The organism is Microcoleus sp. AT8-A3, assembly GCF_036705675.1.
Classification (GTDB): domain Bacteria; phylum Cyanobacteriota; class Cyanobacteriia; order Cyanobacteriales; family Microcoleaceae; genus Microcoleus.
Map to the genome: position 1 here is coordinate 68,122 of NZ_JAUBVD010000019.1, position 26,891 is coordinate 95,012.

The window sequence follows — 26,891 nt, forward strand, 5'->3', positions numbered from 1 at the left end:
TGTTATTATATGCAGTATATTTTTAAAATTCTGAAACGGCAGCCAAATCCGTATAATTGCCAATTATGCTTGAAACTACACAAACAACCCAAACTGTCAACCTCAACGAGCTGAGTACGGTAGAACTAGCCCAAGCTCTCGCCGCGCGCCTCGCCATCCCCGAAAAAGATTGGCATCGCCTCAAAGCCAACCGTTCCGCGCGCGCCTGCGAGCAAGCTGCGGCCGCTTTGGTCTTTTTGCTCAAAAAACAGCCCGAAGAAGCTCTCTCGCGCTTAAACCAAGCGGCAGGATGGCTGGATCGATCGATATCTGCTCCTCCCTGTCCCACCCACGGCAAATGATTTTGAGTTTTGATTCTGGAGTTTTGGCTTGAGTAGTTGCTCAAAACTTAGACAATCGCGCCGCTCGATCGAGCAGCGCGATTGTGAGTTCAAAAGATTTATACTTTTTTAACTCAAAACTCACATTTTGCATTACGATCAGCTATCAATAGCCATAGCGTTCAAATTCTCACTGCAAACTTCAGTCCGGGAACGAAAAAATTTCCAGGTATAGCTGAGGTGAAAACTGCTGCTTTCATAGCGGTGCTAGCGCAACCCCGGCAGCCGATACCGACTGGGAAGTTCTTTGCACAGCCGTAACTCGGTACCTTGAGAATTCCACTCTACCCGATCGAATATTTGGTAAAGAATAAACAACCCCCTACCACATTCCTGTTCCACATGGGGTAGTGCAGAGTTATCTGCAACCTCCTCTGCGAGGAGATTGTCGCAATCATCGGTATAAAGGTTGCAACTGCAAGGGGCCTTAAAGCCAGAACCTTCATCCGATATCACCCACCAATATTGGTTTTGGACGATCGAAAAACGGACTCCAACAGTTTTACCTGGATCTAATTTGTTTCCATGCTTAGCAGCATTTACCAAAGCTTCTTGAAGCCCCAACCGCAATTGGGCTTGCCAGATTTCTGGCACCTCTGCTAGGAGCAGATCCAAAATAGGACAAAGGTATAGAGTAGAAGCGAAGCTAATAGTAATCCAATTGCGTCCGACGGGACGAGGTGAAATAGCAATCACTCAGAAAACTCCCTAACTTTCAGGTGGATAAAGTTCACACCCTGCATAGTTGGCTCCCTAGTATTCAAAATGCTAATTAATTGAGCGGCGCAGCTCTACTTATATCTTAGAGTATCCAAGCAATTAAGAACAGCAAACCACGTCACAAAATATTCAGCGATTCTGAGAAACTTCTGCAGAGAACCATCAGTAATTTTACTTATAAGTTCTCCCAGCAGCGAAATTTTGAGCTCAGCTTTTGCCAGCTAGCAACCAAACCACTAGCTGCATCCTCGAAGCCGTCAACACCTCTTGAACAAACGATCCCCACCTAGAAAAGCTCTCCAATAACTCTAAAAAAGTCGATCCCTTAACCCTCGCCAATCAGGTTCGACCCTCGCAGCCCCTAGGCAAGCGCCATCGCCCAGAACTTGATTTTGCCGCCAAACAGCAAAATCATCATACCTAGGTATGTTGCAGCCAAAACCCAATTTATTATCCAAAATGCGATCGGGTCAAATATCTCCCATTGCTGCGCCCCTCACAAAATCAATATTTGTTACAAAACTTATTAATTATGAGTGCGTGAGATCCCGATATCTCAACTCGCCCAAATTGACCAATCCTTTGCTGGCGCAACTCCGGCTCCTTGGTAAAACTATATAAATCTGAATGTCGCGATACAATAGTTAAAGTAAATAATTATTTCTTTACATTATGCAAGCAAACCCAGCCATAACCACAGCCCCCATAGCTGGAACTTACTGGCAGTGGCGAGGGCATTCAGTATACTACGTTCGATCCAGCGATCGGCATCCAGAACGCCCTCCCCTGCTGTTAATTCACGGTTTTGGCGCTTCCACAGACCACTGGCGCAAAAATATCAGCGGCCTGAGCAAAGACTTTGAAGTGTGGGCGATCGACCTTTTGGGATTCGGGCGATCGGCAAAACCCGAATTACAGTACAGCGGCGACCTCTGGCGCGACCAACTCCACGACTTTATCACCAACATCATCGGCCGGCCCGCCGTACTAGCAGGCAACTCCCTCGGAGGCTACGCCGCCTTGTGTGTAGCAGCAGGGCGCCCCGAATCAGCAGCCGGACTCATATTAATCAACAGCGCCGGCCCCTTCAGCGAACCGCAGCCCGCACCCGAAGCCCCGCCCTTGCAAAAAGCCATATCTGCAGTAGCTAAAACCTTATTTCAGCAAGATTGGGCAAGTTTTCTGCTGTTCCAGTACGTGCGCCAGCGATCGACAATTCGGAAAACCCTAGAAAAAGTTTATCTCGACCAAAGCGCCGTCACAGACCAATTAGTAGAAGAAATATACCTTCCCTCCTGCGATCCCGGTGCCCCCAAAGTATTCGCCTCCGTATTCCGAACACCCCAAGGCGAAAAAATTGACGTATTGCTGAGTCAATTAACCAGCCCGTTGCTAATGCTGTGGGGAGAAGGCGATCCGTGGATGAATTCCACAGAAAGAAGCGCCAAATTTCGCAAACACTATCCGCAGTTAACAGAACACTTTATCAAAGCCGGTCACTGTCCCCACGACGAAGTACCAGAACAGATAAACGAACTGATTCGCGCATGGATAATTGACAAGGGCATGGGGCATGGGGCATAGGGCATAGGGCATGGGGCATGGGGCATAGGGCATGGGTTACTGGTTATTGGTTATTAGAACGAATAACTAACAAGAAACATAGGACAAATAACCAATGACTAATGACTAATGACTAATGACTAATGACTAATGACTTCATTTAACTTTCAGGTTAAATTATACTTACATATTCTGAGGAGACGGAAACAATGACCCGCAAAAAGACTCGCCGCCATTTTATATTGAGCAGTATAGCTGTTGCCAGCGGCATTGCAGGTGCTAAGGCGATCGAACAGCAGGATCGGGAAATCATAGCCGCACCCAATAACCAGGCGGCCGCCACAGTAAAAATGCCAGAACGACTTTTAGGCAACACCGGCGTGAAAGTGCCGATTTTCGGTTTGGGGGGGGCCGGACAAACACCGCTGTCGCAGCCGGGAAGAGAAGCAGAAGCAGCGGCGCAAATTGAACGGGCGATCGAACTAGGCATTCGCTATTTTGACACGGCGGCCGACTACGGGCCCAGCGAAGAAAACTTAGGCAAAGTTTTGCCACCATATCGAGATCGCCTATTCCTAGCCTCAAAAACCGCCGCCAGAGACAGAGACGGTGCGTGGAGAGACTTAGAGCAATCGCTCAAAAGATTGAAAACCGATAGACTAGACTTGTGGCAACTCCACCACGTCTCATTCCAAACAGAATTAGACCAAATTTTCAGTACCAAAGGAGCAATAAAAGCGATCGAAGAAGCCAAACAGCAAAAAATAATTCGTTTTTCCGGCATCACCGGACACCACGAACCAGCCATCATTGCTGCAGGCTTGGAACGCTATCCTTTTGACACAACATTAATCTGCCTCAACGCCGCCGAAAAACATCACCCGCGCTCCTTTGTTACCAGCGCTTTACCAGTGGCCAAATCCAAAAACATCGGCGTCATAGCCATGAAAATACCAGCTTACGGCAAATTATTTCAGAACGGTGTTTTAGATGGAATGCACCAAGCAATGGGCTACACGCTTTCACTTCCCGGCGTGCACTGCTGCGTCATCGCCGCCGAGTCAGTAAAGCAATTAGAAGAAAACTTAAAAGTCGCCCAAGCATTCAAACCCCTGAACCCAACAGAAATGGCAGCACTTGAAAAACGCACCGCCGCCGCTTGGCAAGAAAATACATTTTTCCGACAGTGGACTTAAAATACCAACTCCAAAATTCCCTTTTTCATCTGTCTTTATTGTGGTGTGTTTATTGTGGCGCGGGCGGGACGCCCGCGATCTCAAATCCACGCTTCATCGGAATTATTCATCTCTCTTATCTCCCTCTGTGTTCTCTGCGTTCTCTGTGGTTAAATCCTTCCGATCCAACCGGAAACGATAGGAATCATAGTTTTGTATGAAAACTCAAGTCCTCACTACGAACCTACAACGTTTATGTTACCAAACTTGATATCATCTGCGGTGAAAATACCTCAAATCACAAAACAAGGCGAGCCAACACGCTCGCCTTGTTTATTATCATAAAAAATGCACTTTGTCAACAGCAAAGAGCTACTTTTTTTTCCGTTTAGCCTTATCTAACCGCCTGCGATCGCGCCACTCAACCGCTGTCAAATAAGCCACCCCACCAGTCACTGTCAGCAGTAGTACAAAGGCCACTAAAACGAGAAAATTAGCAATCGAAAATTCCACAACCCCTCTTCCTCTGATTTTACATTTTCTACTTTCGATTTTAGATGAAAAATGTTAACAATTAACAGTTGAATTTAGACGGCTAACTGTTAACTGTTAACACTCCCTTCAAACTGCTGGCAACTCTGACAAAATGGTAAACCTAACATGATTAATTGCCAGACTTCCCACGGAAACCTCCTCCTTATTTAAAGGAAGACCGCCGCTAGTGAGACTTTGAAACCGAATTCCCTTGCCAATTTCTACGTGATACCAAGCCAAACCCATAAAAAATCGCAACGGATAAGGGCCTCTATCTTGAATATCATCAGGATTAGATTCCATCGGCACCCAGCCAAAACCCGGAATGTAAAACTCCAGCCAAACGTGATTGAAATCCGGTTCCAGCGACACACCTTTTCTGTCACCAAAAGCGGGGCACTTGTAGCGGCCGATCGTGCGGCAAGCAATCCCGTTTAACCTAGCCAAAGCTAACAAAAGTCCCACGTATTCGCCGCAGGAACCGATACCACGGCGCAGCACAATATCGGGAGTGTCAATGTGAGGCCTAATTCCGTAAGAAAGTTGATCGTAAACAAAATTACGAATGCTCAGCAATTGCCTGAGAATGTTAGTTTCCGAGCCAATGGCAGCCACAGCAGCCGATCGCACAATTTCCGTATCCATCGCCAAATTGTCATTATCCACCAAATACTTAGCTGCAAACTCCGGCGACAGCTTCGGAATCTTTTCCACATCCCTCGGTGACAACTGATACTTAATCGATCGAACTTCTAACAAAGCCTTCCAGCCAAAAATTCGGCGTTCCCCAGGGTGCAGCCGATCGAACTTAAACACCGCCACCCGTTCCCCTTCCTGAATTTCCTCAGTAAAAGGCATTCCAATCGGCGTAATTTTCCTAACCTTTTGCCGGTGAGTTTGCGAAGGCAAAGCAATCCGCCACTCCAAATTTTCGATGTCTACCTCATCGAGAGGAGACAGTTCCTCCACATAAGACATTTCCATCAAAAAACCGTTTGACAAAGCGTAGCGATCGGCTTCATTGTAGTGAAAAGACAAAGGCTGAATAAAAGTGCGATCGCGCTTCGTCAACTGAAAAGGATCTTCCGAATTCGGGTCATCCCGGATGTAAAGTTCATCCCCGGCATAAGCCACGTACAGAACCTCCTCCCCCGTTTCCGAATCCTTGTGAAAAGCCAAACCCGAAGGCGACTCAAAGGGAGTCAAAACACTAAATTTAATCTCCCCAGTTCCCCGTTCCAAACAGTAAACAGTTTGCTCAGTCTTGTCGCAAACCCAAATTTCCTCATCCCGGACTGTGATATTTTCTACCCCAATACCGGGGGCGTAAAACCGAGTAATTTCCCGACCAGTTTTCAGGTCAAAAACCAGAATATAGCCCAATCTCTGGCAAGTCACATAAAGCGTAGATTTCCACACAGCAATCCCGTCAGCAGGATAAGAAAGCGAAACAAAATGTTCCGGTTTGAGTTCAGCGATCGCCCCGTCCAGAATTGCGCCCCGACAGCAACAAATATCCTCATCCCGCGCAAACCAGAGAGTATCTTCCGAAATAGCCAGCCCCGTTGCGCCGGCAAACTTAGCCGTTTGATAAGGATTCAAAACAGTAGTGTTGTCACTTTCTCGATCGATCTCCAATAGCAGCCCTTCGGCGCGATCGACAGCGAACAACCTATTTCCTAAAAAAGCAATGCCGTGCAGTGCCAAGACTCCGATGGGTCTGACCATCCGCAGCCCCGAAGGCTGTTTGTCCGAGAGAACAGGTGAATCGAGATTCATGCTAAATTTCTTGCCGGTATTGTACACAAAAACTGATTTGTAACTTGTAGCCGATCGCTTGAGGTTCACCAGCAAAATTGCCGAGTTTCCTGATATCCAGGACTGACGCATCAACCAGGTGTTTTTACCAAAAGACGCGTTGTAGCCTCTTGCTAGAGTTAAAACACCCCGAATATTAGGGTTTAACAAGCTCAACCCAACCTGCTGCTGTGAATGGAAGTAAGTATAACTACTAAGCTACCACTGACAAACGCGACAGAGAATTCTATGTTGAACAGAGCGACCCAAATAATCGTATCTGCCTGAAGATATAAATTAAGTACAACAGATTACTATATCGGTCAAAACCTTGGATAGAATAAAACCGTGCGATAAAGTTCCTAGGTTCATCAGAAGGCAGGTTCGTCATGGCTTTGAAGTCTGCTCTAAATATCAGTGCTCTTTCCTTAATTCTGTCTTTAAAGGCACTGGCCGCCGGTAGTTTTTTAATACCAGCAGAGGCTCTCAACAGCCCCGCAAACATTGTCCAGCGCGCATCACCACCGCAGCTACCCCTCAACTGGCAAACAGTTCAACCCGCCCAAGCAAGCGGAAGTAGACCCAACAGCGAGCAATTGGGATCCGCCTGGAATAGCTTTCAACCGCCACAGGACGGAGTACCCGGAAGGCGGGAAGGGGGAGGAACCCGTGGCTTAGAATGCCCCACGGCCACCACTGCCTTAACTGCCTTGATTCCCCAATCAACTATGGGGCAAACCATATCAGCAAAGCCAACATTTTTCTACTACCTTCCCGTAGCCCTAGACAAAACAGTTCAGTTTGAGTTAGCAGACGAAAGGGACAAAACACTATACAAAAAAAGTTTTCGCATGGTAACTAGCCGTGCAGGTGTAGTTAGCGTCAGCCTCGACTCCGACGACAACTCGCCAACCTTGGAAGTTGGCAAAAACTATCAATGGTACTTTACTATCAAATGCAACCCAAAAAATACAAAAGATGATGTTCTCGTTTCCGGGTGGATCAACCGCACCGCAGTCGCCCCAACCGTGAAAACAGAGTTGGATCGATCGTCCGATCTCACCAAGCTCAGCATCTTCGCCCAACAAAATCTCTGGTACGAGTACCTGGCAACTCTAGCTCAATTGCGTATCCAGTCTCCCAGCGATGCCAGTTTAGCGATCAAATGGTCAGCAGTTTTGAATTCAGTCGAACTCGGCAAAATAGCCCAAGAACCCTTAGTCGCAAGTGAGTTAACACCTATCACAAGAAAATAATTCGATACCAGCTTCACGCAAAGAATGCAGCGGTAGGCCCGTACCCCAAACCCTGATACCCATAAGTCAGTCGATTTGAGATTTGAGATTTGAGATTTTAGATTTACTTGCTGCATTGAATCTGGGAGCAGGAACAGGAGTCTAAAATTTTAGGATCTACACTGATGAACATTCGGGGCACGGTATCCGTTTTTGGGCGAGTCATTGCCAAATCTAAAATCTAAAATCTAAAATCTAAAATAGTATGAGGGGTGCAGCAAGTACGAAAAGCTCGGTTTCGATCGCGGTATTTGGCAGCGCCCCAAATGATTTTTGCCTGTTGCGGGTTGTTTGGTCGATCGTCCTAAATAAATTAAAATTTTTGTAACGATCGGCAGTTCGGACTTTTGGCATCTGGAAAGGCGGGCGGTGGAAATTTTGATGGTCAAATTTCGCCTAATACTAAATGATAAACTGGCATAGTCAAGCAGCCGACAAACTTATTTTAGAGAAATTATTAATTATGCGCCCGAATGCAAATATTGCACTATTTCGGTTGGGGATTTCACTTCTAACAGCGCTCCCGATGGCTTGCTTTTACGCCAATAAAGCTATATCCCAAACAAACGATATTTCTCAGTTGCCGATCGCCGCTGACAACTCAGCAGATACGGGCAATCAAGTATTAGCACTGCAAAAACTAGAAATCAAGCAGGATGAAACAGCAACAAACTTAAATCAGCTTCCCGATGCGATCGAGACCAACCCTGAACCAGAAAGACCATCGAACCGGGCACAGAACAGCCAAGAAGCCTGTTCCACAAGCAGTTTGATTGATTGTGGTACGGGCTTCTTGCCCGAAGCAACAAATCTGGTTGACAACGATCGCCAATGTCAGAACCCGCTAGATTGTAATTTTTTAGCCCAGAACCCGCAGACGCCACCGGGAAACCTCCCGCCCGACTTAAACCGCGATCTAGTACCAAATCCGCTGTTACCGTCGCCGCCGACTCAGCCAGATCCCAATCGCGATCGATTTCTGCAACCGGCCCCGCAGCCTTCCCCAGAACCTCCCCAAGTACCGCCCACAGTAGCGCCGCCGTCTCCGTCGCCAGTTCCCCCAACGCTGCCGAATACACCAATTGATGTGCAGAAAATTCAAGTAGTTGGCAGCACAATTTTAAGCCAAGACGAAATTAATGCCTTAGTCAACCCCTTAGAAGGCCGTTCTACCACCCTAGAACAGCTCAAACAAATCGCCGACAAAATTACCGAAATTTACCTCAATCGTGGCTACATCACTTCGAGAGCAGTCTTGCCGCCCCAAACTATCACCGCAGGGGTAGTCCAAATTCAAGTGATTGAAGGCAAGCTAGCCCGAATTGAGGTAGAAGGAACTAAAAGATTGAATCCAAGTTACATCCGCAGCCGGATTCGACTCGGTGCCGGAAGGCCTTTAAGCACAGCTTTATTAGAAGACCAACTCCGGCTGCTGCGAGTCGATCCTTTATTTGACAATGTAGAAGCCAGTCTGCGGGCCGGGGATAATGAAGCCGAGAGCATTCTGATCGTCCGAGTCTCGGAAGCTAATCCATTTCAACCTACTTTCAGCATTGACAATTACTCGCCTCCCAGTGTCGGTTCCGAAAGATTGGGAGTTAGTTTGCGGCACCGCAATATAACAGGAAATGGCGACGAACTGGCAGCAGCTTATTATCGATCGCTCGGCGATTCAGACGTGTTTGATTTTAGCTATCGCGTGCCGCTAAATGCGATGAACGGCACTTTGCAATTGAGGGCGGCACCGAATCGCAACAGTATCGTACAAGCACCTTTTAACCGTTTTGACATTTCGGGAAAATCGCATTTATTTGAAGTTAGTTACCGCCAGCCGCTGCGGAGAACGCCGATCGAAGAATTTGCCTTATCTGCTGGTTTTACTTATCAGACAGGCAGAACTTTTCTCGAAGGCGAACCGTTTCCTTTTGGCACCGGCCCGGACTCCAATGGTGTCAGCACTACGAGTGCAATTAAGCTGGGACAGGACTACATTCGGCGCGACCCGCAGGGTGCTTGGGCCGTGCGATCGCAATTTACAATCGGCACTAGCTTGTTTGATGCTACTCAAAACGAAGGTTCCGATCCCGACGGACAATTTTTGAGTTGGCTGGGTCAAGTGCAGCGAGTACAGCGATTGAATGACAAACATTTATTAATTTTGCAGGCAGACTTACAGTTGTCAGCTAATAGTTTGTTGCCTTCCCAGCAATTTGTAATTGGCGGCGGACAATCTTTGCGCGGCTATCGCCAAAACGTCCGTTCTGGTGATAACGGCTTCAGAGTTTCCATCGAAGATCGGATTACTTTACAACGCGATGCTTCGGGAAATCCCAAACTTCAATTGGCTCCTTTTTTGGATGCGGGTACCGTATGGAACGTTGCGAACAATCCTAATACATTAACCAATCAGACATTTTTAGCAGGTCTGGGTTTGGGGGTAATCTGGGAACCAATACAGCGGGTGAACCTGCGAGTAGATTACGCTTTTCCTTTGGTGAGAATTAGCGATAAAGGCGACAATCTGCAAGATAACGGCATTTACTTCAATATAATTTATACACCCTAAAGGGACTTACTGATATCTGGCATCATTGTCAGCAACAGGCAAGATGCCTGTTCCACAAAATATAAATTTTCTTGTGGAACAGGCATCTTGCCTGTTCATAAAACCCACATTCCGCAGATGTGGGTCAAAAGATAATAACATCGACGAGCCAACGCCCCGCCGCCGATTCAAGTTACATCCCTTAAAGTCTTTTCCTCACCGTTGACGCAGCCAATGACAGACAAAGATTATAAAAAATGATAGAGTTTCTCTTTAACATAAATATTTTTTTTTGACAACTAACGCCCAGCCAATCTTAATTTTAATCACCTCGGTAAAAAATGAGCCAACGCTAAGCAGATTTGCCTATCCAAAAAGAAACTATAGCTTTTGGCTTTTACGGATTCGCTAGAGAAAGGTTTAGTTGACCCCCCTCTCCCAATTCTTAACTCTCCCAAAAAACAATTATGCTGCCAGATAAATACCGAAAAGTGCATCGCTGTCTCCCTCTGGTGATAGGAGTTGTATTCGCTACCACCTACAGCATCCCCATCAGCGGCCAACCCAGGATTCCCACGCCATCCCAATCACCAACAACAGAAAACCTTAACCCATCAGGAATAAAACAACCAGTACAAGCATTTGCTGGACAACTCGCCGTGTTTTTAGGACATGAGGCGGATCTCACCAGTGCTGTCTTTAGCCCCGATGGCAGTAAAATTTTGACGGCGAGTGAGGATGAAACTGCCCGTCTATGGGATCTTAATGGCAATCATTTAACGGTATTTCGAGGTCATGACAAAGAAGTCAGACGTGCTATCTTTAGCCCCGATAGCCAGCACATTCTGACCATTACTGAGTATGAAGCCATCCGCCTGTGGGATCTCAAAGGCAATCTCCTCAAAGAGTTCCGAGGGGTTGAGAATGGCGATAAAGTCATAAATGCCGTATTTAGTCCAGATAGCCGGCAAATTCTCACCATTAGTCGGTTTTCCGAGCGAGCCGGTTTTAGGGATAAATTTCATTTGTGGGATATCAACGGCAATCTCCTCGCTGAGTTCCAAGGTCATCAAAAGATAACAAGTGGCGGATTAGTCTCCTCAAAAGCTGTATTTAGCCCGGATGGTCGCCAAATCCTTTCTGTCGATTCCCATGGAATTGTTTACTTGTGGGATATCAACGGAAATCTTCTCAAAGAGTTTCAAGGGCATAAGGATAGTGTCATTAATGCAAAATTTAGTCCCGATGGTAGCCAAATCCTCACGGCTAGTGCAGATAAAACTGCCCGTCTGTGGGATACCCAAGGTAATGGGTTAGCCGTGTTTCAGGGGCATAAAGAGTCGGTTTACAGTGCAGAATTTAGTCCCGATGGTCGGCAAATCCTCACCGCTAGTAGCGATACAGCCAGGGTTTGGGATACTAAAGCCAATCTTTTAGCAGAATTCCAGGGACATAAAGTTTATCGCTGGGGTGTCCAAGGATTTAGCCCCGATGGCCGGCATATTCTAACCAGTAGTCGAGATGGAACTGCTCAAATTTGGGATACCAAAGGCAATCTCAAAGCAAAGTTGCGGGGACATGAGAGTGCAGTGAGTGCAGTATTTAGTCCAGACGGTAAGCAAATCCTCACCTTCGGGTGGGATCGCGTGCCTCGTTTGTGGGACGTTTCAGCCTCGATTGCTGCTGAATCTGAGCAAATAGTTGCTAGGGAAACCCTTCTAGAAAGTGTGTCTGAAAATAATGCTCAACTGGCAATATTTCGGGGACATGAAAGTTTGGTCAGCAGTGCTGTCTTTAGTCCCGATGGCCGGCAAATTCTCACCGCCAGTCGAGATGAAACGGCACGATTATGGGATCTTAAAGGCAATCTCCTGGCAGAGTTTAAAGGACATGAAGAAGGCGTCTATCGAGCCATATTTAGCCCAGATGGGAGTCAAATCCTCACCACCAATGGTGAGAACATCCGTTTGTGGGATAACAAAGGCAATCTTCTCTCTGTATTGCAAGGGGGCAGTCACATCAATGCAGTATTTAGCCCGGATGGTAGCAAAATCCTCCCCACCGATTGTCAGTGCTATCCGGTTAGCTTGTGGGATAGCCAAGGTAATCTCCTCACTGAGTTGCGCGTACCCAGGAAAGTTGAGGACATAGAAGAATTGCAGTGGATGGTTAACGGTGCAACATTTAGTCCCGATAGTAGCCAAATTCTCACCGCCAGTGAGGATAAAATTGCCCGATTGTGGGATACCAAAGGTAATCTCTTAGCCGAATTCCCACTCGGACATGAGAAGGCCGTCAAAAGTGTCGTTTTTAGCCCCGATGGTCGTCAATTTTTGACAGCAAGTGATGATGAAATTGCCCGTCTGTGGGATCTCAAAGGTAATCTCTTGGCTGAGTTCCGAGGACACAAACGGGGACTGGAAACCGCCGTATTTAGCCCAGATGGCAGCCAAATTCTCACGACCAGTAATGATGAAACTGCTCGCCTGTGGGACACAAAAGGCAATTTCTTAGCAGAGTTTCGGGTAGATGAAACACATCTTGGAAGTGCAATTTTTAGCCCCGATGGCCGGCAAATTCTCACGACCAGCAGTGAGACTTTCGGCCCTGGAATCGCCCGGTTGTGGGATACCAAAGGTAATCTCTTAGCTGTGTTTCGGGGACATGAAGGTGCCATTCACAGTGCAGTCTTTAGCTCAGATGGTCGGCAAATTCTCACTGCTGGTAATGAAGGCACTGCCCGGTTGTGGGATGTGTCAGTGGCAATTACTGCCCAAGCCGAGCAAATGGCTGCCCTACAAACCTTTCAGGAAAGCTTGTCCCAAAATAACGCTCAACTGGCAGAGTTACAGGAGAACCAGGAAGTCCAGCGTGCGGTATTTAGCCCGGATAGTCGCCATATTCTTACCACGACCGAGAAAGTGGTTCACCTGTGGGATACCAACGGCAATCTTCTAACCCAGTTTCAAGTTTCTAAAGAAAGGCTCTCCAGACCAGTATTTAGCCCCGATAGCCGACATATCCTTGCAGTGGGTGATGAAACTGCCTACTTGTGGGATATCAAAGGTAATATCCTGGCAAAATTCCAAGGACACAAGGGTTCTGTTACAAGGGCAGTATTTAGCCCAGATGGGAATCAAATTCTCACTGCTAGTATAGATAGTACCGCCCGTCTGTGGGATACCAAAGGAAATCTCCTGACTGAGTTTCGGGGGCATGAGTATCAAGTCAACACCCTAGTCTTTAGTCCAGATGGAACTCAAATCCTGACCAGCAGTTCGGATAAAACCGCCCGTCTGTGGGATACCCAAGGTAATCTCCTAGCAGAGTTTCGGGGGCATGAGTGGGTTGATAATGCCATCTTTACCCCCGATCGCCGGCAAATCCTTACCCTCGGCAATGATTCCCACGGGTATGCTCGTCTGTGGGATACCCAAGGCAATCTCCTAGCAGAGTTTCGGGGGCAGAAGGATGTAGAGAAAGGCTCTAGTTCTAGCAGCAGCGTCGTATTTAGCCCGGATGGTCGGCAAATTTTAATCACCAGTGGGGATAGACTCTCCCGGCTATGGGATATCAAAGGCAATCTGTTAGCCATATTCCGAGATCATGACAGTTCTGTCAACACCGCCGTATTTAGTCCTGATGGTCGCCAAATTCTCACCGCTAGTGAGGATAAAACCGCCCGCCTGTGGGATAACCAAGGCAATTTGTTAGCAATCTTCCGAGGACATGAAGATAGTGTCGAAAGTGCCGTATTTAGCCCAGATGGTCGCCAAATTCTGACTGCTAGTCGGGATAGAACCGCCCGTGTCTGGGATATCGCCACCGGAATCAAAGTTTCTGCGGCTGAAGTCGCATTTTTCAAGGGAAATCAACTGTCTAGCCAAGAAACCGCCGAATCTAGACAACTCGCACTTCAAAAGTTAGAAGAAGCCCTCGCACTCTATCGTGCAGAGCGAAACTACGCCCAAGCTGCACAGACTCTCTTATCCATTGGTAAGATTTACGTCAATTTCGGACAATTTCAATCTGCCTTAGACTCGTACAATCAAGCGTTGCCATTATCAAAACAAGCAGGTGCTAAAACAGAACAAGCAGCCCTACTCAACAGTCTCGGTCAACTTTACACTGATTTAGCTGACCCGAAAACAGCCCTGGATTACTATAACCAAGCGTTGCCCTTATTTTATCAATTAAATGACCAAGCGACAGTCGCCAACACCCTCAACAACATTGGTAATATTCACGCTGCTACAGGAAACTGGAAAAATGCCCTAGACTCCTACAACAAAGCCCTAGTCATCTCTCGACCCGCAGGTAATTTAGCAGTAGAAGCTACTGCCTTAACTGGCATTGGTAGCACCTACATCGCTTCAAAAGAATGGTCAACTGCCCTGAATGCGTACAACCAAGCCCTGAGCATCTCCCGACACCTAAACGACAAAGTAAAAGAAACCACAGTCCTCAATCAAATGGGGAAAATACAAGCTGCTTTAGGGCAAAGTTCTACCGCCATTGAAAACTATAACCAAGCTTTATCTCTATCCCAACAACTCGGTTACAAAACAGAAGAAGCGCACATCATCTACAATCAAGCCATCTTAAACCGCCAACAAAATAACCTCACAGTTGCCCAAACCGAAATCGAAACCGCAATTAATATTATTGAAAACCTCCGCACTCAAATCGGTAGCCAAGAACTGCGGCAGTCTTACTTTGCCCGCAACCAAGATTATTACCAGTTTTACATCGATTTGTTGATGCAACTGCACCTGAAAAATCCCGATAAAGGTTACGACGCACAAGCCTTTCATGCTAGCGAACGTGCCCGTGCCCGCAGTCTGCTTGAACTCCTTAGCGAAGCCAGCGCAAATATTCGCCAAGGTGTTGACTCGCAACTGCTAGCCCAAGAACAAAATTTGCAACAACAACTTAGTGATTTTCAGACTCGCAAATACCAAATTGTCATCGCTAAATCTACCCAAGAAGCTGTGAATGAAATTCAACAAAAAATCGATACGATTCTCAAGGAACTTGCTCAAATAGAAGCTAAAATTCGCGCTAGCAGTCCTCGTTACGCTGCCCTCAAATATCCCGAACCTCTCAACTTGCCACAAATTCAACAACAGGTACTCGATGACAATACGCTACTTTTAGAATATTCTCTGGGTGAGGAGCGCAGTTATTTGTGGGCGGTGACGAAAACTTCTTTCACCAGTTACGAACTCCCTTCTCGCACCGAGATTGAAGCTACGGCTAAGAATTTCCGCGATACTTTAACCAAAGAGACCACGAGAACCTCTCCTCAAATGGTTGCTGAATCTGCTGCACTTCTGAGCCAAACGATTCTCGCTCCGGTTGCTTCTGAGTTGGGCAACAAGCGCTTGCTAATTGTTGCGGATGGAGCCTTGCAATACATTCCTTTTGGCGCCCTTACTCTGGAAAAATCTGAAGCGCCGCTAATAGTTAAGCATGAAATTGTTAATCTGCCTTCTGCTTCAACTTTAGCAATTCTGCGGCGGGATATGGCGACTCGTGAACCGGCTCCAAAGGCGATCGCCTTGTTTGCAGATCCAGTTTTTAGCACTGACGATGAACGGCTCAAAGGCACGAGTACATCCTCTGTTGCGAAGAATCAAACTGTTGAAAATCTGCCAGTGGAAGCGCAACAATTACAGAGATCAGCCTCTGAGGCTAACATTTATTGGACTCGCCTACCTTTCTCGCGAACTGAAGCTGAGCAAATCTTGGCTTTGGTACCGGATGATTTGGAAAAACAAGCGTTTGACTTTATGGCTAATCGTACCACGGCAACCGATCCTGATTTATCTCAATATCGCATTGTTCATTTCGCTACGCACGGATTTGCTAATAGCAAACATCCAGAATTATCGGGATTGGTGCTTTCTTTGGTTGATGAGAAAGGTACGTTACAAAATGGCTACTTGCGACTGAATGATATTTTTAATCTCAATTTACCGGCTGAATTGGTGGTGCTGAGTGCGTGTCAGACGGGTTTGGGAAAAGACGTTAAAGGAGAAGGGTTGGTGGGTTTGACGAGAGGGTTTATGTATGCGGGGGCGCCGCGTGTGGTGGTTTCTCTGTGGAGTGTTGAGGATCAAGTAACTTCTGAGTTGATGACACGATTTTACAAAAAAATGCTCCAAGATAAGTTGGCGCCTGCTGCGGCACTGCGATCGGCGCAAATCGAAGTGCTACAGCTTCCAGAATGGCAATCTCCTTATTATTGGGCTGCTTTTGGGCTGCAAGGAGAATGGAATTAAGTGCGCTTGTGGCGGGAGAGGGGGAGAAAGTGGGGCGTTGCACAATTTGAGGATGATTATTGTGGGGTGTCCCGCCTGCTTTGACAATACACCGGACGGGCGGGACGCCCATCCCACAAAACAATCAAAATTATCCTGGAATTATGCAACACCGAAAGTGGGGGAGTGCGATAATAAGAAAATATTTCCCTCTTGCTTCTTCCCTCTTTCTTCCACATCCGATATTAATCGCCGACTTCCCCGACAACCTCCGCAGCAGCCTGAGTTTCGAGCCAGAGTTTGAGCAACAATAGTTCTGCCCGATCGCCCAAAACAGTCGCAAACACGCCCTGGGCCCCCTCAGACGCGTCAGAAATCCACGTACCGCGCAGAGTCACTTCTACAAAGTCAGCATCAGCAACACAAAGGGCGATCGCATCGTTGTCGTTTCGGCGCGCCTCAGATTCCAACAGAGGCAGCGCCGACAAATTCGCGGGCAGCAAAAATGCCGCAGTGCTCGGTTCGACGCTGATGCTTTGACCAACTCGCATAGCCAGCACAACTCGCAGCGCCACTAACTGTTCGGGAGATTGAGCCAAACGCTCGAGGTTAAAGCCCGTTTCAGTGTAAGTCAACTTCAGCATATTGACAGCCCTAAATTTGGAATTGAAAGTTGAAAATTGGTAATTGAAAATTGGCGATCGGGAATTTGGAATTGGGATTTAGGGCAGATTTTAGATGAGCATTACGCATCAATTTAAAATCTAAAATCTAAAATCTAAAATCTAAAATTCTTCCCATGCCCTATTCCCCTATTTGATATTCGTGCCAAAACAGTTCGGCAAAAGCAACAGTGGGGTGTATGGGGGCTTTCGGCTTAGTTCGCAGAGACATTCCAGCTTCTACGGGAGTTCGATCGCCCTTACGAGAGTTGCACCGTTCGCAAGCAGTCACCACGTTGTCCCAAGTATGCGGGCCGCCCTTCGAGCGAGGCATGACGTGATCTAGCGTCAAATGCCGATTGCTACCGCAGTATTGGCAAGAATGAGCGTCGCGGCGCAGAACTTCCCGGCGATTCACCGGGGGCACTTTCCACAGGCGTTCCCTGTTACCAAAAGTCAAGCGGATTTGTTCGGGTACGTGGATGCTGGTGCTGGGCGATCGTACCAGCCAGCCGTTGCCAATGCTAAAATCAAGAGGTTCAGCCTTGCCTGTTACCAACAGTACGATCGCCCGTTTGATGTTGACACGGCTCATCGGTAGGTAATTCTGAGAAAATACCACCACAGATTGCCTCAATACATCAGTTACTACGGTCACGGCTTGCTCCTCCTCATTTGGATTTTGGATTTTAGATTTTAGATTTTAGATTTTGAATCTTGCTTGCTTCGTCAGCATTGGCTACATCTGGTTTTTTCCCAGTTCCCCAAGCCGATCGAATTTCTCAAATATCCAATCAAAATGCCCCCGCTTCTCTTACGAGAGAAGCGGGGGCCAGAAAAACTGCTTTCATGCAAATTTTCATCCTGTCTTGGTACAGTAGTTTAGCTGTACCTCCCGCTTCGCCTCTCTCGATATGGCTGTGCCACTTGCAGACCGTCCCGGTCTACCTCGTTGTCATTAATTTCTGCAATTTGTCCTAATCCACTATAACCAGGTTTTATTAGGCCCAAGCCCGCCCACGAAGTCGCTGCAACAGTCGCAAAACCATTGCTAAAGACGTGCCGTGACGACTCTGAGCGACCCGTGGGGCGATCGCACTTCAGTTGATAGGTGGAGTAGGTGGGGAGAAATTTCAAAGTCGGCAGAAGGTGGTTAAGAGGCTTTCAATCTAGCTGTAAACATACTACACTGATATTACACATATGTCCACCCGTCACGGAGAAAAAATTATGCATACCCTACCTAGAACCTCAACCACCGAAATGGAAGTCACCAGCATTCGACTCGAAAGAGAGCTCAAGGAGAGACTTAAAGAGCTCGCGGGCAATCAAGGCTATCAAGCTTTAATTCGAGATTTGCTCTGGAATTACGTGCAGCAGAAGTCTGGAGAGTATCGGCAGATGTTTTCTCGATCGGATATTCGAGCTAGCATTAATGCCACAGCACAGCAGGAGGAACGCTGCGCGCTTACAGGAGAGTTGATCCGACCGGGCGGCCCGATGTTATTAGGCCTGACGATGCACGGCGAAATGGTGCCGCTGAGTATAGGGAGTATGGCCGGATAAACCAGTTTACCCTTAAATTTGTGAGAGCGATCGGCCTGGGGTGAAGGCCCCAGGCGCTGAAGATCAGACTATTTTAGATTTTAGATTTTAGATTTTAGATTTCAATACTTCAAACAGTTTTTGATTACCAACCGTAGAATAAGGGTTTCCCGGCTCCAAGGCAATCGAGATACCAACGAAAAATCGAGGGTTTCAGACTACGAACTAAAAACAGTCCGGACTATTGGTATAAAATTCCGCAGTCTTTAAACAATCTCTATTTAACCAACCGCGAAGACGCGAAGTGCGCGAAGAAAGATGGAGAAGGAAGAAGATAGGCAATTTTAGCGGTTCGGGAGTTTGGTAATGCAGATCCGGAGGCTCGCCCCACGCGCGAGAAGAATGCTAAACTTTCCATCGGGCGTGCCGAACAGACGATCGTACATTATGATGAAAAAAATTAAAGTAATGCTGAAAAACCGCTACTTGACTGCTGCGAGTTCGATCGCCCTTCTCACAATTATTGCCGGATGCGCCGCTACTGAATCAGCTCAACTTGCATCTCCCTCTCCTGTAGCTGAATCCTCCCCGCCGCCGGTTAAACCAAGTCAGCCTCAGCAGCCATTAATAGTCTCTGCTACCAATCCCGAAACCCCCACAAATACCAAAATCCAGCAATATCTCAACGAGTTGGCCGCCCAAGGTTTTGCCAAAGAAAACCAAGGCGTCTGGATGCAATCTGGCAATACTTTGCTAGCCAATCATCAAGGTACCGTTCCTCTGTCAGCCGCTTCTATTACCAAAGTAGCAACATCTCTCGTAGCGCTGCAACAATTCGGGCCGGAACATCAATTTATTACCTTAATTGGTACAACTGGAAAAATTGAAAACGGCGTATTAAAAGGCGATTTAATTATACAGGGAAACGCCGATCCGTTGTTTGTCTGGGAAGAGGCGATCGCCCTTGGTAACGCCTTAAGTCAAAAAGGGATCAAGCGAGTCAGTGGCAATTTGATAATTGTCGATAAGTTTTACATGAACTTTGAACTTGATCCCCTCAAATCGGGAGAATTGCTCAAACAAGGATTGAACAGTCAAATCTGGCCCAGCGAAGCCGCCGCCCAGTATCAAACCCTGCCTCCAAATACGCCGAAACCCCAAATAGCAATTGAGGGTTCTGTAAAAGTTTTGTCAGCATCTCCCAATGACGTGCAGCCTTTAGTCAAACATTATTCTTTGCCCCTCGCTGAACTGATCAAAAAAATGAATCAGTACAGCAACAATCTCATGGCAGATATGCTAGCTGATACTGTCGGTGGCGCTAAAACAGTCGCGCAAAAAGCAGCAGCAGCAACCGGAGTTCCTCCCGCAGAAATTCAACTCGTCAACGGTTCGGGATTGAGCGAAGAAAATCTCATTTCTCCCCGGGCTGCTTGCGCGTTGTTTATAGCTTTAGAACGCTATCTTGAACCTTACAGCATGACAATTGCTGATGTCTTAACTGTAGTTGGGAAAGATGAAGGAATACTATCAGAACGGCCGCTACCCCAATTAGCAGTGGTCAAGTCGGGCACGTTGGATAATGTTAGCGCTTTGGGCGGAGCTTTGCCAACTCAAAAACAAGAAACTGTGTGGTTTGTGATTATGAATGGAGGGGCAAATGTCGAGACATTTCGCACTCAGCAAGAGGTTTTGCTGAAAAGCTTTTTGAATGAGTGGGGAAGTGTTCAAGTTTCGCCGCCGGAATTAACGCCAAATCCTGCTAGAAAGAGTAAGGTATCTCGCAGCGAAATTGTCAATTGATTTGAGGCTGACGATGGGGGCCCAGAAACCGGGTTTTTTTACAAAAAGACGGGTTGCCATCCGCAAATTCGGCAAAAAACCCGGTTTCTCTACTTGGTAGGGTGCGTCATATCGTTTCCGGTTGCATCGGAATGATTTAACCGCAGAGGGCGCAGAGAACGCAGAGGGAGAGAATACAGAGATGAATACAGGACGATGCTACCGGATTTGATATCAGTACAGAAATTGTGAATTGGCAGCTAAAATAATGCAAGCTGATGCAACCTAGGAGTACAAACTAATTTAATTAGGTGTTTTCGCCCTAGCGACTACTATTCCGATCGCACTTTCGACTCTGCTAATATATCTCTGTAAGTCGTAAGCAACTGTTACCTCCCCAGCCGGCGAAGCGTGAATTAAACCCATATTGCCGTCCGCATTGCGGTAGACTAAACCTGTGTGGGTGACATCCAATCCTTTAACATCGGTGGCTACCGCTACAATATCCCCTGGTTTTAACTGAGAATAAACACTTTTTATGCGATTTGTGGGGATGTAATTAACAGTAGTTTTGGCTAAGTCGGCTTCTTGGCTGACTATGCACTGATAAGTTGCTTCGTCTTTGAGCATTTGCGGGTAACTGCTGCGGTGCTGACTCATGAAATTTAGTGTTTTATTCATGGGCACTCCGCCTAATTCGGCGGTGATATTTTCCACAGTTTGCCGTTTTTGATTGTCGTTAATCCAGTCGGAAAAATAGTGCAATCTGCTGCAATAACCGTTCATTTTACCGTTTAAATACCGCTGTTCTTCTATGCGATTTACAAAGTTTTGATAGTCGTAATCTTGTACTGCTACGCCCCTGGCGATCGCCAAAACGGTTTCTACAAATAAAACGCAATCAAATTTATTCAAAGTTACGATCAACTTTTCTTCGCCGGATTTGTCCAGCAAGCCAGCGGCGTAGGGCTTCCCTAGGAAGTTATCGGCGATCGCCTGGACGATTTCTCCCATCGAGCGATCGTGCAAATTTTGTTGTTTTGCATACTGTACAACCTTTTCAAAACGTGCTATGTCTTCAGGCTGTGCAACGGTTTCTCTCTCGGTATTATTGGAGTCCGATCGTCTCGCCAGCAGTTTCAGCAATTCGGAATAGGAAATTTCCGCTAAATTGTTGAAGTCCCACAACATACTCGGAAAACTGGAAACAGTTGGCTTGTTTGTTAATTCCAGATTTTCGCTTTCTCCCGTCAAGGAAAACGCTAGATCCGCGCCCTGTGCTGCTGTCTGTCGATCGACAACATATCCCGTAGTAGATTGAGACTGAAATGCCCAAACATCAGGTATCAAAGAATTATTCACGCCGACGATCGCAAATCCCAAAACAGCCAGACTCCAAAAATTTTTCATGTTTTTCCAAGGATTTTGCTTCAACTCAGTGCTATCCTGAAAATTTTACAATTACTAGAATTCTCAATCAGCCTAGTAGACCGATAAAATTGGCAACAGCGGACTAGATCGATACACTTGTCATTTAGATGCCGCCCTATTATAAACTGATCGTGCGAGTTTGATAGCACAAAACTGTAATGCAAGTAGAACGCCGACGCCGCCCCCGCCCAATTTCCCCCCGACGCCCAATAGAGCCCCTAGGCGCAATCGGGCCACGACGCCAAAGCAGCCAGCCTCCTGTCAAATCCCGTCGTCGAGTCAGGACGAAATTTTCTCGCTTAAAATACCGTAACATCCTGTGTTTAATTGCCGGGGCGATCGCGATCGGTTGGATTGTCACAATACCGTTCAGAATTCGCCGCGCCCCAGAACCACCAGTCATCTTGGCTCAACAGGCCGTCTCGCCTCAAGAAACACTCTCGCCTCCGACAATTGAACCATCGGAAAATTTAGCCGATCGTCAAAGCGAGCCTACCTTTAGCTACAACATAAAAACACCTCCCAATCCAGTTTACTCTCAAGAATTGCAAGGGATTGTTGATGAAGCTGTGAAGATTGCAACCACCAAAGGAATGCCCGCAGAACGGCTATCAATTACCTTATTTGATGTCAGCAATTCCCAAAGTCACACCTTTGCCGGATATCAAAATCAAACTCTCCGATTTCCCGCTAGCGTTGCCAAGTTATTTTGGATGGCCGCCTTTTACTCAGCCATAGAAAAAGGCATCATTACGCAAAGAGAATCTGCATTTAAAAACGACCTAGAACAAATGATTCGCGTCTCCAACAACGATGCTGCTAGCCGAATTTTAGACAAAATCACAGATACAAAATCCGGCGGCAGGCTCGCAGGAGAAGAGTTGCAAACCTGGCTGAAAAAGCGCACTCAAATTAACACATTTTTCCAGTCCGCCGGCTACAATGATCTTCGTATAAGCACCAAAAATTATCCCATATACTATTTAAGACAAGAAGGGCCAATCGGTCGCGACTTGCAATTGCGGGGCGATGCTTCTGTGCCGATTCGCAATCAAGTAACTACCGACCAAGCGGCAAGATTAATATATGAAATCTATACGAGGCAAGCCGTTTCCAGCGTCGCCAGTCGCAAAATGGCTTACTTGCTGACTAGAGACTTAGACCCCAAGGCATGGAAAAATGACCCTAGCAATTCGATAAAAGGATTTCTTGGCGAATCTTTACCAACTAATATTTATTTTGGTTCCAAAGTAGGCTATACTTCCAAATCCCGCAGCGAAGCGGCCTTTGTCAGAACTTTAGACGATCGCGCGATTTATATCTTAGTTGTTTTCGCAGACGATCCGGCTTATTCCAAGGACGAAACAGCATTTCCGGCAATTTCCCGATACGTTTTCGATCGGCTAAATGCTCGTGGCCCCAGCACTTTGCAGTGATATGGAGTAGGGCCTGTTGACTGTTGACTGTTGAGTGTTGACTGTTAGTCGAAAAACTGAATGATGGTTGATCTCAAATCCGGTAGCATCGGAATTATTCATCTCTCTGTTCTCTTCCTCTGTATTCTCGGCGTCAACAGCGGTTTAATCATTGCAATGCAACCGGATTTGATATGAGTGTTGAATGTTAACTCGATTTTATAGCAACCGCCAAGACGGTTAGGACGTTGTTAATGGGTGAAACGATTGATTTTATTCCTTCTTCCTTCTTCCTTCTGCTATACAATTCCGGCGCAGTCAGAAGTGATCTTACGCACAAACAACGGTTTCTGCGAAAAATGGAAACTGGCGACCAAAAAAACCAATTTCTTGACCACCAATCTAGGATTTTAGGTAAAACCCGCAGGAATAAACCCGGTTTCTGATATCCTATGATATTATTTCCGCTCGATTACCCCTAATACGGTAGGGGCGGGTTCACGAAAAATATCTGCCAACAATTGACAATCTCAAAAACCCGCCCTTTTAATCGCTCGTCGCCCTTGGTCAGAATAGAAACAATGAGTTCAACAATTGATTGACCGGACACAATTTAACTGGGGCGAAAGGATTCGAACCTCTGAATGGCGGGACCAAAACCCGCTGCCTTACCACTTGGCGACGCCCCAACGTCTTAACCTTCACTATCTTAACATTCAAACACAGGAATCTGTCAAGCATTTTGACAAGAAAATTTTAAAAATCTTTTTGAGACCGATCGCCCGCAGGTTTATTCTTTGATCGCAGGGGGGCGAGCTACCGGGATTTCAATCCTGAAATCCGCTCCCTGTCCAGGTTCGGAGATACACTTCAAACTTCCTCCGTGTTTTTCCACCACTATCTGGTAGCTGATAGACAAGCCGAGCCCCGTACCCTTGCCTACAGGTTTAGTGGTAAAGAAAGGGTCAAACAAGTGGCATTTAGCTTTTTCGGGCAATCCGGGCCCGCTGTCTTGAATCCGAATCACCACAACTTGACCCCTCGACTTTCCTGACTCATCAGCCTCCGAGTCTGGGTTCACCACCGCCGTCGAGATTTTGATCGTCTTGGGTGGAGGCTGATTTTCCAAAGAGTCGATCGCATTCGCCAAAATATTCATAAATACTTGGTTGAGTTGTCCGGGATAGCACTCTACCTTCGGCAAGTCGCCGTAGTCTTTAATTACCTCAATTCCCGGCACTAGCCCGTTTGACTTCAAGCGACTCTGCAAAATCAGCAGCGTGCTGTCAATCCCTTGGTGAATGTCCACCGGCTTCATCTCTGCTTCGTCGTGCCGTGCGAAGTTCCGCAGAGACAGGACAATTTGGCGGATGCGTTCAGTTCCCATCTCTATGGAAGACAGAATTTTTAGCAAATCCGGCACTATGAACTCAACATCGATTTCTTCGCTTTTGTCGAGAATTTCGGGACAAGGGTCGGGGTAGTGCTTTTGATACAAGTGCAGTAAATCCAGCAGATTTTTCATGTACTGCTTGCAATAAGTCAAGTTGCCGTAAATAAAATTAACCGGATTGTTAATTTCATGGGCGACGCCGGCGACCATTTGACCGAGAGAGGACATTTTTTCGTTTTGGATGAGCTGAGCTTCTTTCTGCTGCAACTGCTGCAAAGTTTCCGTCAGTTGGCGGGCTTGAGTTTGGGCGGCTAAGGCGGCAGCGCGGGTTTGGGCGTAGAGTTCGGCTTGGTCGATCGCGATCGCCAGTTGATCCACCACCGCTTGCAGCAATTCCACTTCGCTCGTCGCCCAGGAACGGTGGCTGCTGTAATGGTTGCAAACTACAGCACCCATTTGACCGGAGTGAGTCTTGAGCGGCAGCAGCAGGTTAGAAACAATCCCGATACTTCTCAAAAAAGCTCGCGTTGGCGGTTCGATGCACAGTGCTGTTGCAGCGTCGCCGATCCGGAGCGTTTGGCGGTGGCAAATTTTCTCGGCCAGCAGCGTTACTTGTTCGATCGGGTATTCTGTGAGCCGCTCTTTGAGTTCGGGATTTGCCGCCTCGTGGGTAATTGCAAAGCTGGGTTGGCCGTCTCGCGAGATGGAGTACCACAAAAAGTAGCACTGGTCAACCTGCAACAAGCTGCGAATTTCGTTGACAGCCGTATCTAAAATTTTGTCGAGGTCTAGGGAATTCCGCATCTGGCTGGCGAGGCCGAAGAGCAGGCCTTCCCGGCGGCTCAACAATTCTTCTCGGGCTGCGTGGCGATCGATCGCCACGGCGATGGCGTTAGCAATGCAACCCAGAACTTCTAGCGCTCCCTCGCTTGCCAAAGCGCTACTGCACAGAGCCATCACTCCCACCAGCCGCTCTTCGACAATCAACGGATAGGTAATGGTACACAGAGACGGGTTCGACATTAGACACACAGGAGCCGTTTGGAGTTTTCCCGCTTCTGTTGGCACCCAATCTTCTATTTCTTTTGCCCAATCTTGGCTCCTAAGTCCTGAATTGGCCTGCAATTCTAACCGCTCTGTCTGCTGGTTGAAAGTCCAGATGCTCGCCCCTGTGGCGTCGAGGTACTCTACCATTGCCTCGGTGCAGCGATTGAGGATGACCGATATTTTCCCGCCTTGTCCGAGGGCTGCACCGACTTTAGCTTGCAGGGTTCCCAAGCGAGCTCGCTCTTGTAGGGACGCTGCCGTCAGTTGGCGATCGGATGTGTCGCCCGGGCCGGCAACGATTTCTCGGATTTGTTGGGTATCGTCCGCGCGCCCGATGCCCGCTGAAGCTTCCCACACATATTGAGATGTGCCTGTTTCCCCCAGCGTCGGGAGCTTTTTTGTGCCGTATATTGTCCTGCTACTCTGTGGCGTAGGTACCGCAGACAAGCTCGATCGGTTCGAGCCAGAAACTAACTCCGAGATTTGCGGGCTGTCCGAGGTGATATCTTCTACCTCTGGCAACTGTTTCTGGGCTTTGACTAATTGCCAGCGCAGCTCCACCAAACTCGCAACTTGCCGACTTAAAGCTTGCATAGCTTCTATCGTTTCTTTTGTCAAGTCTCGCGGCACCGAGTCCATGACGGATAGCACTCCCAGCACCTGCCCCTCAGAGCTGACAACTGGGATTCCGGCGTAAAATTTCACGAAGGGGTAGAAAACGATCAGCGGATGATCGCCAAATCTCACATCTGTGGAAGCGTCTCTAACAATGGCGGCAGGCAGTTCTTTAAAGGAATTTATAGGAAGTTCGATCGCAAATTCGGAAGCAACGGGCGGTTGTTGCAGGGAAATTGCCCGGTCAAATTCCGACTTTGAGTTTGAACTCTGGGCGAAATCTTCGGGAGTTGGGTCTAGGGCGCGAGCGCAAAAATTCAGGTAACGGTGGGTCAAAGTTCGATCGATACCTAACTGCGACTTCAACCAGTGGCGATTACCGTCAATCAAGCTCAAGAAAGCAATAGGAGTTCGGCTCATCTGAGCTGCCAAACCGACCAAACTGTCCAAGCAAGCCTCTGGATCAGATCCCAGAAGCTGATACAAATCAATGTTATGGAGCTTGAACACTTTTTTTTTACCAAGAGGCAAGGGTGCTTTCATCATGTGTAACTGCCCGTCTAGTTGCTGGCAACCGCCCTTCTCAATACTTCCCTTGAAAAACAAGCTATGAATTCTGTGCTGGGAGACTCGGGGCGCAAGTTCGGCGCAGGTTGCTTGCGCCGAATTCAGACTAACCTCTTGACTGATCTGAAAACTTTTGAGTTATCGGAGTTAGAGCACCCCATA

16 protein-coding genes and 1 tRNA gene are annotated in these 26,891 nt (G+C 47.3%); 9 read left to right on the forward strand and 8 right to left on the reverse strand.

Annotated features, from left to right (window positions below; all coding sequences use genetic code 11):
* Nucleotides 1-65 precede the first annotated feature (65 nt).
* Entirely contained in the window at nt 66-341 is a 276-nt protein-coding gene (locus QUB51_RS13785; RefSeq protein WP_333233694.1) for a DUF6439 family protein, read from the forward strand.
* Between the two features lie 246 nt (nt 342-587).
* On the opposite strand, the gene QUB51_RS13790 is transcribed toward QUB51_RS13785, so the two are convergent.
* Nucleotides 588-1,076, reverse strand: a complete 489-nt coding sequence (locus QUB51_RS13790; RefSeq protein WP_333056392.1) for an anti-sigma regulatory factor — start codon at nt 1,074-1,076, stop codon at nt 588-590.
* Nucleotides 1,077-1,772: 696 nt separating this feature from the next.
* Here QUB51_RS13790 and QUB51_RS13795 point away from each other — a divergent pair.
* Together QUB51_RS13795 and QUB51_RS13800 are read left to right on the forward strand one after the other, a co-directional pair.
* Nucleotides 1,773-2,684, forward strand: coding sequence for an alpha/beta fold hydrolase (locus QUB51_RS13795; RefSeq protein WP_333056394.1), 912 nt, complete (start codon nt 1,773-1,775; stop codon nt 2,682-2,684).
* Nucleotides 2,685-2,872: 188 nt separating this feature from the next.
* Nucleotides 2,873-3,859 (forward strand): aldo/keto reductase, encoded by a 987-nt coding sequence (locus QUB51_RS13800; protein ID WP_333056395.1) that lies wholly within the window; start codon nt 2,873-2,875, stop codon nt 3,857-3,859.
* A gap of 351 nt (nt 3,860-4,210) precedes the next feature.
* Here the strand turns inward: QUB51_RS13800 and QUB51_RS13805 are convergent, their stop codons facing one another.
* Together QUB51_RS13805 and QUB51_RS13810 are read right to left on the reverse strand one after the other, a co-directional pair.
* On the reverse strand, nt 4,211-4,351 hold the full coding sequence (locus QUB51_RS13805; protein WP_333056396.1) for a hypothetical protein: 141 nt from the start codon (nt 4,349-4,351) through the stop codon (nt 4,211-4,213).
* A 108-nt stretch (nt 4,352-4,459) separates the two neighbouring features.
* Nucleotides 4,460-6,151: a transglutaminase domain-containing protein gene (locus tag QUB51_RS13810; protein ID WP_333056422.1), complete on the reverse strand. Its 1,692-nt coding sequence runs from the start codon at nt 6,149-6,151 to the stop codon at nt 4,460-4,462.
* A 407-nt stretch (nt 6,152-6,558) separates the two neighbouring features.
* Here QUB51_RS13810 and QUB51_RS13815 point away from each other — a divergent pair, with 407 nt between their 5' ends.
* The 3 genes from QUB51_RS13815 to QUB51_RS13825 all read left to right on the forward strand — a co-directional run bounded on the left by QUB51_RS13815 (nt 6,559) and on the right by QUB51_RS13825 (nt 16,293).
* Entirely contained in the window at nt 6,559-7,425 is an 867-nt protein-coding gene (locus tag QUB51_RS13815; protein WP_333056397.1) for a DUF928 domain-containing protein, read from the forward strand.
* 445 nt (nt 7,426-7,870) lie between these two features.
* Complete coding sequence (locus tag QUB51_RS13820) at nt 7,871-10,030, forward strand: ShlB/FhaC/HecB family hemolysin secretion/activation protein (protein WP_333056399.1); 2,160 nt, start codon at nt 7,871-7,873, stop codon at nt 10,028-10,030.
* A gap of 446 nt (nt 10,031-10,476) precedes the next feature.
* Nucleotides 10,477-16,293: a CHAT domain-containing protein gene (locus tag QUB51_RS13825; RefSeq protein WP_333261394.1), complete on the forward strand. Its 5,817-nt coding sequence runs from the start codon at nt 10,477-10,479 to the stop codon at nt 16,291-16,293.
* A gap of 224 nt (nt 16,294-16,517) precedes the next feature.
* Here the strand turns inward: QUB51_RS13825 and QUB51_RS13830 are convergent, their stop codons facing one another.
* Nucleotides 16,518-16,916 (reverse strand): alr0857 family protein, encoded by a 399-nt coding sequence (locus QUB51_RS13830; protein WP_333056401.1) that lies wholly within the window; start codon nt 16,914-16,916, stop codon nt 16,518-16,520.
* Nucleotides 16,917-17,076: 160 nt separating this feature from the next.
* Nucleotides 17,077-17,592, reverse strand: coding sequence for an HNH endonuclease (locus QUB51_RS13835; protein ID WP_333056402.1), 516 nt, complete (start codon nt 17,590-17,592; stop codon nt 17,077-17,079).
* 572 nt (nt 17,593-18,164) lie between these two features.
* Here QUB51_RS13835 and QUB51_RS13840 point away from each other — a divergent pair.
* Together QUB51_RS13840 and QUB51_RS13845 are read left to right on the forward strand one after the other, a co-directional pair.
* On the forward strand, nt 18,165-18,500 hold the full coding sequence (locus QUB51_RS13840; protein WP_039886507.1) for a ribbon-helix-helix domain-containing protein: 336 nt from the start codon (nt 18,165-18,167) through the stop codon (nt 18,498-18,500).
* A 381-nt stretch (nt 18,501-18,881) separates the two neighbouring features.
* On the forward strand, nt 18,882-20,282 hold the full coding sequence (locus QUB51_RS13845) for a D-alanyl-D-alanine carboxypeptidase (RefSeq protein ID WP_333056403.1): 1,401 nt from the start codon (nt 18,882-18,884) through the stop codon (nt 20,280-20,282).
* 282 nt (nt 20,283-20,564) lie between these two features.
* Here the strand turns inward: QUB51_RS13845 and QUB51_RS13850 are convergent, their stop codons facing one another.
* The gene (locus QUB51_RS13850; protein ID WP_333261389.1) at nt 20,565-21,671 is read right to left on the reverse strand and encodes an N-acetylmuramoyl-L-alanine amidase-like domain-containing protein; all 1,107 of its coding nucleotides are present in this window, start codon (nt 21,669-21,671) and stop codon (nt 20,565-20,567) included.
* Nucleotides 21,672-21,850: 179 nt separating this feature from the next.
* Between QUB51_RS13850 and QUB51_RS13855 the strand changes: the two genes are divergently transcribed.
* Nucleotides 21,851-23,128 carry a serine hydrolase gene (locus QUB51_RS13855; RefSeq protein WP_333056406.1) on the forward strand — a complete coding sequence of 426 codons (1,278 nt, stop codon included), beginning with the start codon at nt 21,851-21,853 and terminating at the stop codon, nt 23,126-23,128.
* 596 nt (nt 23,129-23,724) lie between these two features.
* Here the strand turns inward: QUB51_RS13855 and QUB51_RS13860 are convergent.
* Both QUB51_RS13860 and QUB51_RS13865 read right to left on the reverse strand, forming a co-directional pair.
* A tRNA-Gln gene (locus tag QUB51_RS13860) sits at nt 23,725-23,796 on the reverse strand.
* 101 nt (nt 23,797-23,897) lie between these two features.
* A complete protein-coding gene (locus tag QUB51_RS13865; protein WP_333261386.1) occupies nt 23,898-26,708 on the reverse strand; it encodes a GAF domain-containing protein in 2,811 nt (936 codons plus the stop codon).
* Nucleotides 26,709-26,891: the final 183 nt, after the last annotated feature.

What these genes read in the sequence shown, in the direction of transcription:
- QUB51_RS13785 (WP_333233694.1), top strand. Translation starts at nt 66, where the DNA reads ATGCTTGAAACTACACAAACAACCCAAACTGTCAACCTCAACGAGCTG.
- QUB51_RS13795 (WP_333056394.1), top strand. Translation starts at nt 1,773, where the DNA reads ATGCAAGCAAACCCAGCCATAACCACAGCCCCCATAGCTGGAACTTAC.
- QUB51_RS13800 (WP_333056395.1), top strand. Translation starts at nt 2,873, where the DNA reads ATGACCCGCAAAAAGACTCGCCGCCATTTTATATTGAGCAGTATAGCT.
- QUB51_RS13810 (WP_333056422.1), bottom strand. Translation starts at nt 6,151, where the DNA reads ATGAATCTCGATTCACCTGTTCTCTCGGACAAACAGCCTTCGGGGCTG.
- QUB51_RS13815 (WP_333056397.1), top strand. Translation starts at nt 6,559, where the DNA reads ATGGCTTTGAAGTCTGCTCTAAATATCAGTGCTCTTTCCTTAATTCTG.
- QUB51_RS13820 (WP_333056399.1), top strand. Translation starts at nt 7,871, where the DNA reads ATGATAAACTGGCATAGTCAAGCAGCCGACAAACTTATTTTAGAGAAA.
- QUB51_RS13825 (WP_333261394.1), top strand. Translation starts at nt 10,477, where the DNA reads ATGCTGCCAGATAAATACCGAAAAGTGCATCGCTGTCTCCCTCTGGTG.
- QUB51_RS13830 (WP_333056401.1), bottom strand. Translation starts at nt 16,916, where the DNA reads ATGCTGAAGTTGACTTACACTGAAACGGGCTTTAACCTCGAGCGTTTG.
- QUB51_RS13840 (WP_039886507.1), top strand. Translation starts at nt 18,165, where the DNA reads ATGCATACCCTACCTAGAACCTCAACCACCGAAATGGAAGTCACCAGC.
- QUB51_RS13845 (WP_333056403.1), top strand. Translation starts at nt 18,882, where the DNA reads ATGCTAAACTTTCCATCGGGCGTGCCGAACAGACGATCGTACATTATG.
- QUB51_RS13850 (WP_333261389.1), bottom strand. Translation starts at nt 21,671, where the DNA reads ATGAAAAATTTTTGGAGTCTGGCTGTTTTGGGATTTGCGATCGTCGGC.
- QUB51_RS13855 (WP_333056406.1), top strand. Translation starts at nt 21,851, where the DNA reads ATGCAAGTAGAACGCCGACGCCGCCCCCGCCCAATTTCCCCCCGACGC.
- QUB51_RS13865 (WP_333261386.1), bottom strand. Translation starts at nt 26,708, where the DNA reads ATGATGAAAGCACCCTTGCCTCTTGGTAAAAAAAAAGTGTTCAAGCTC.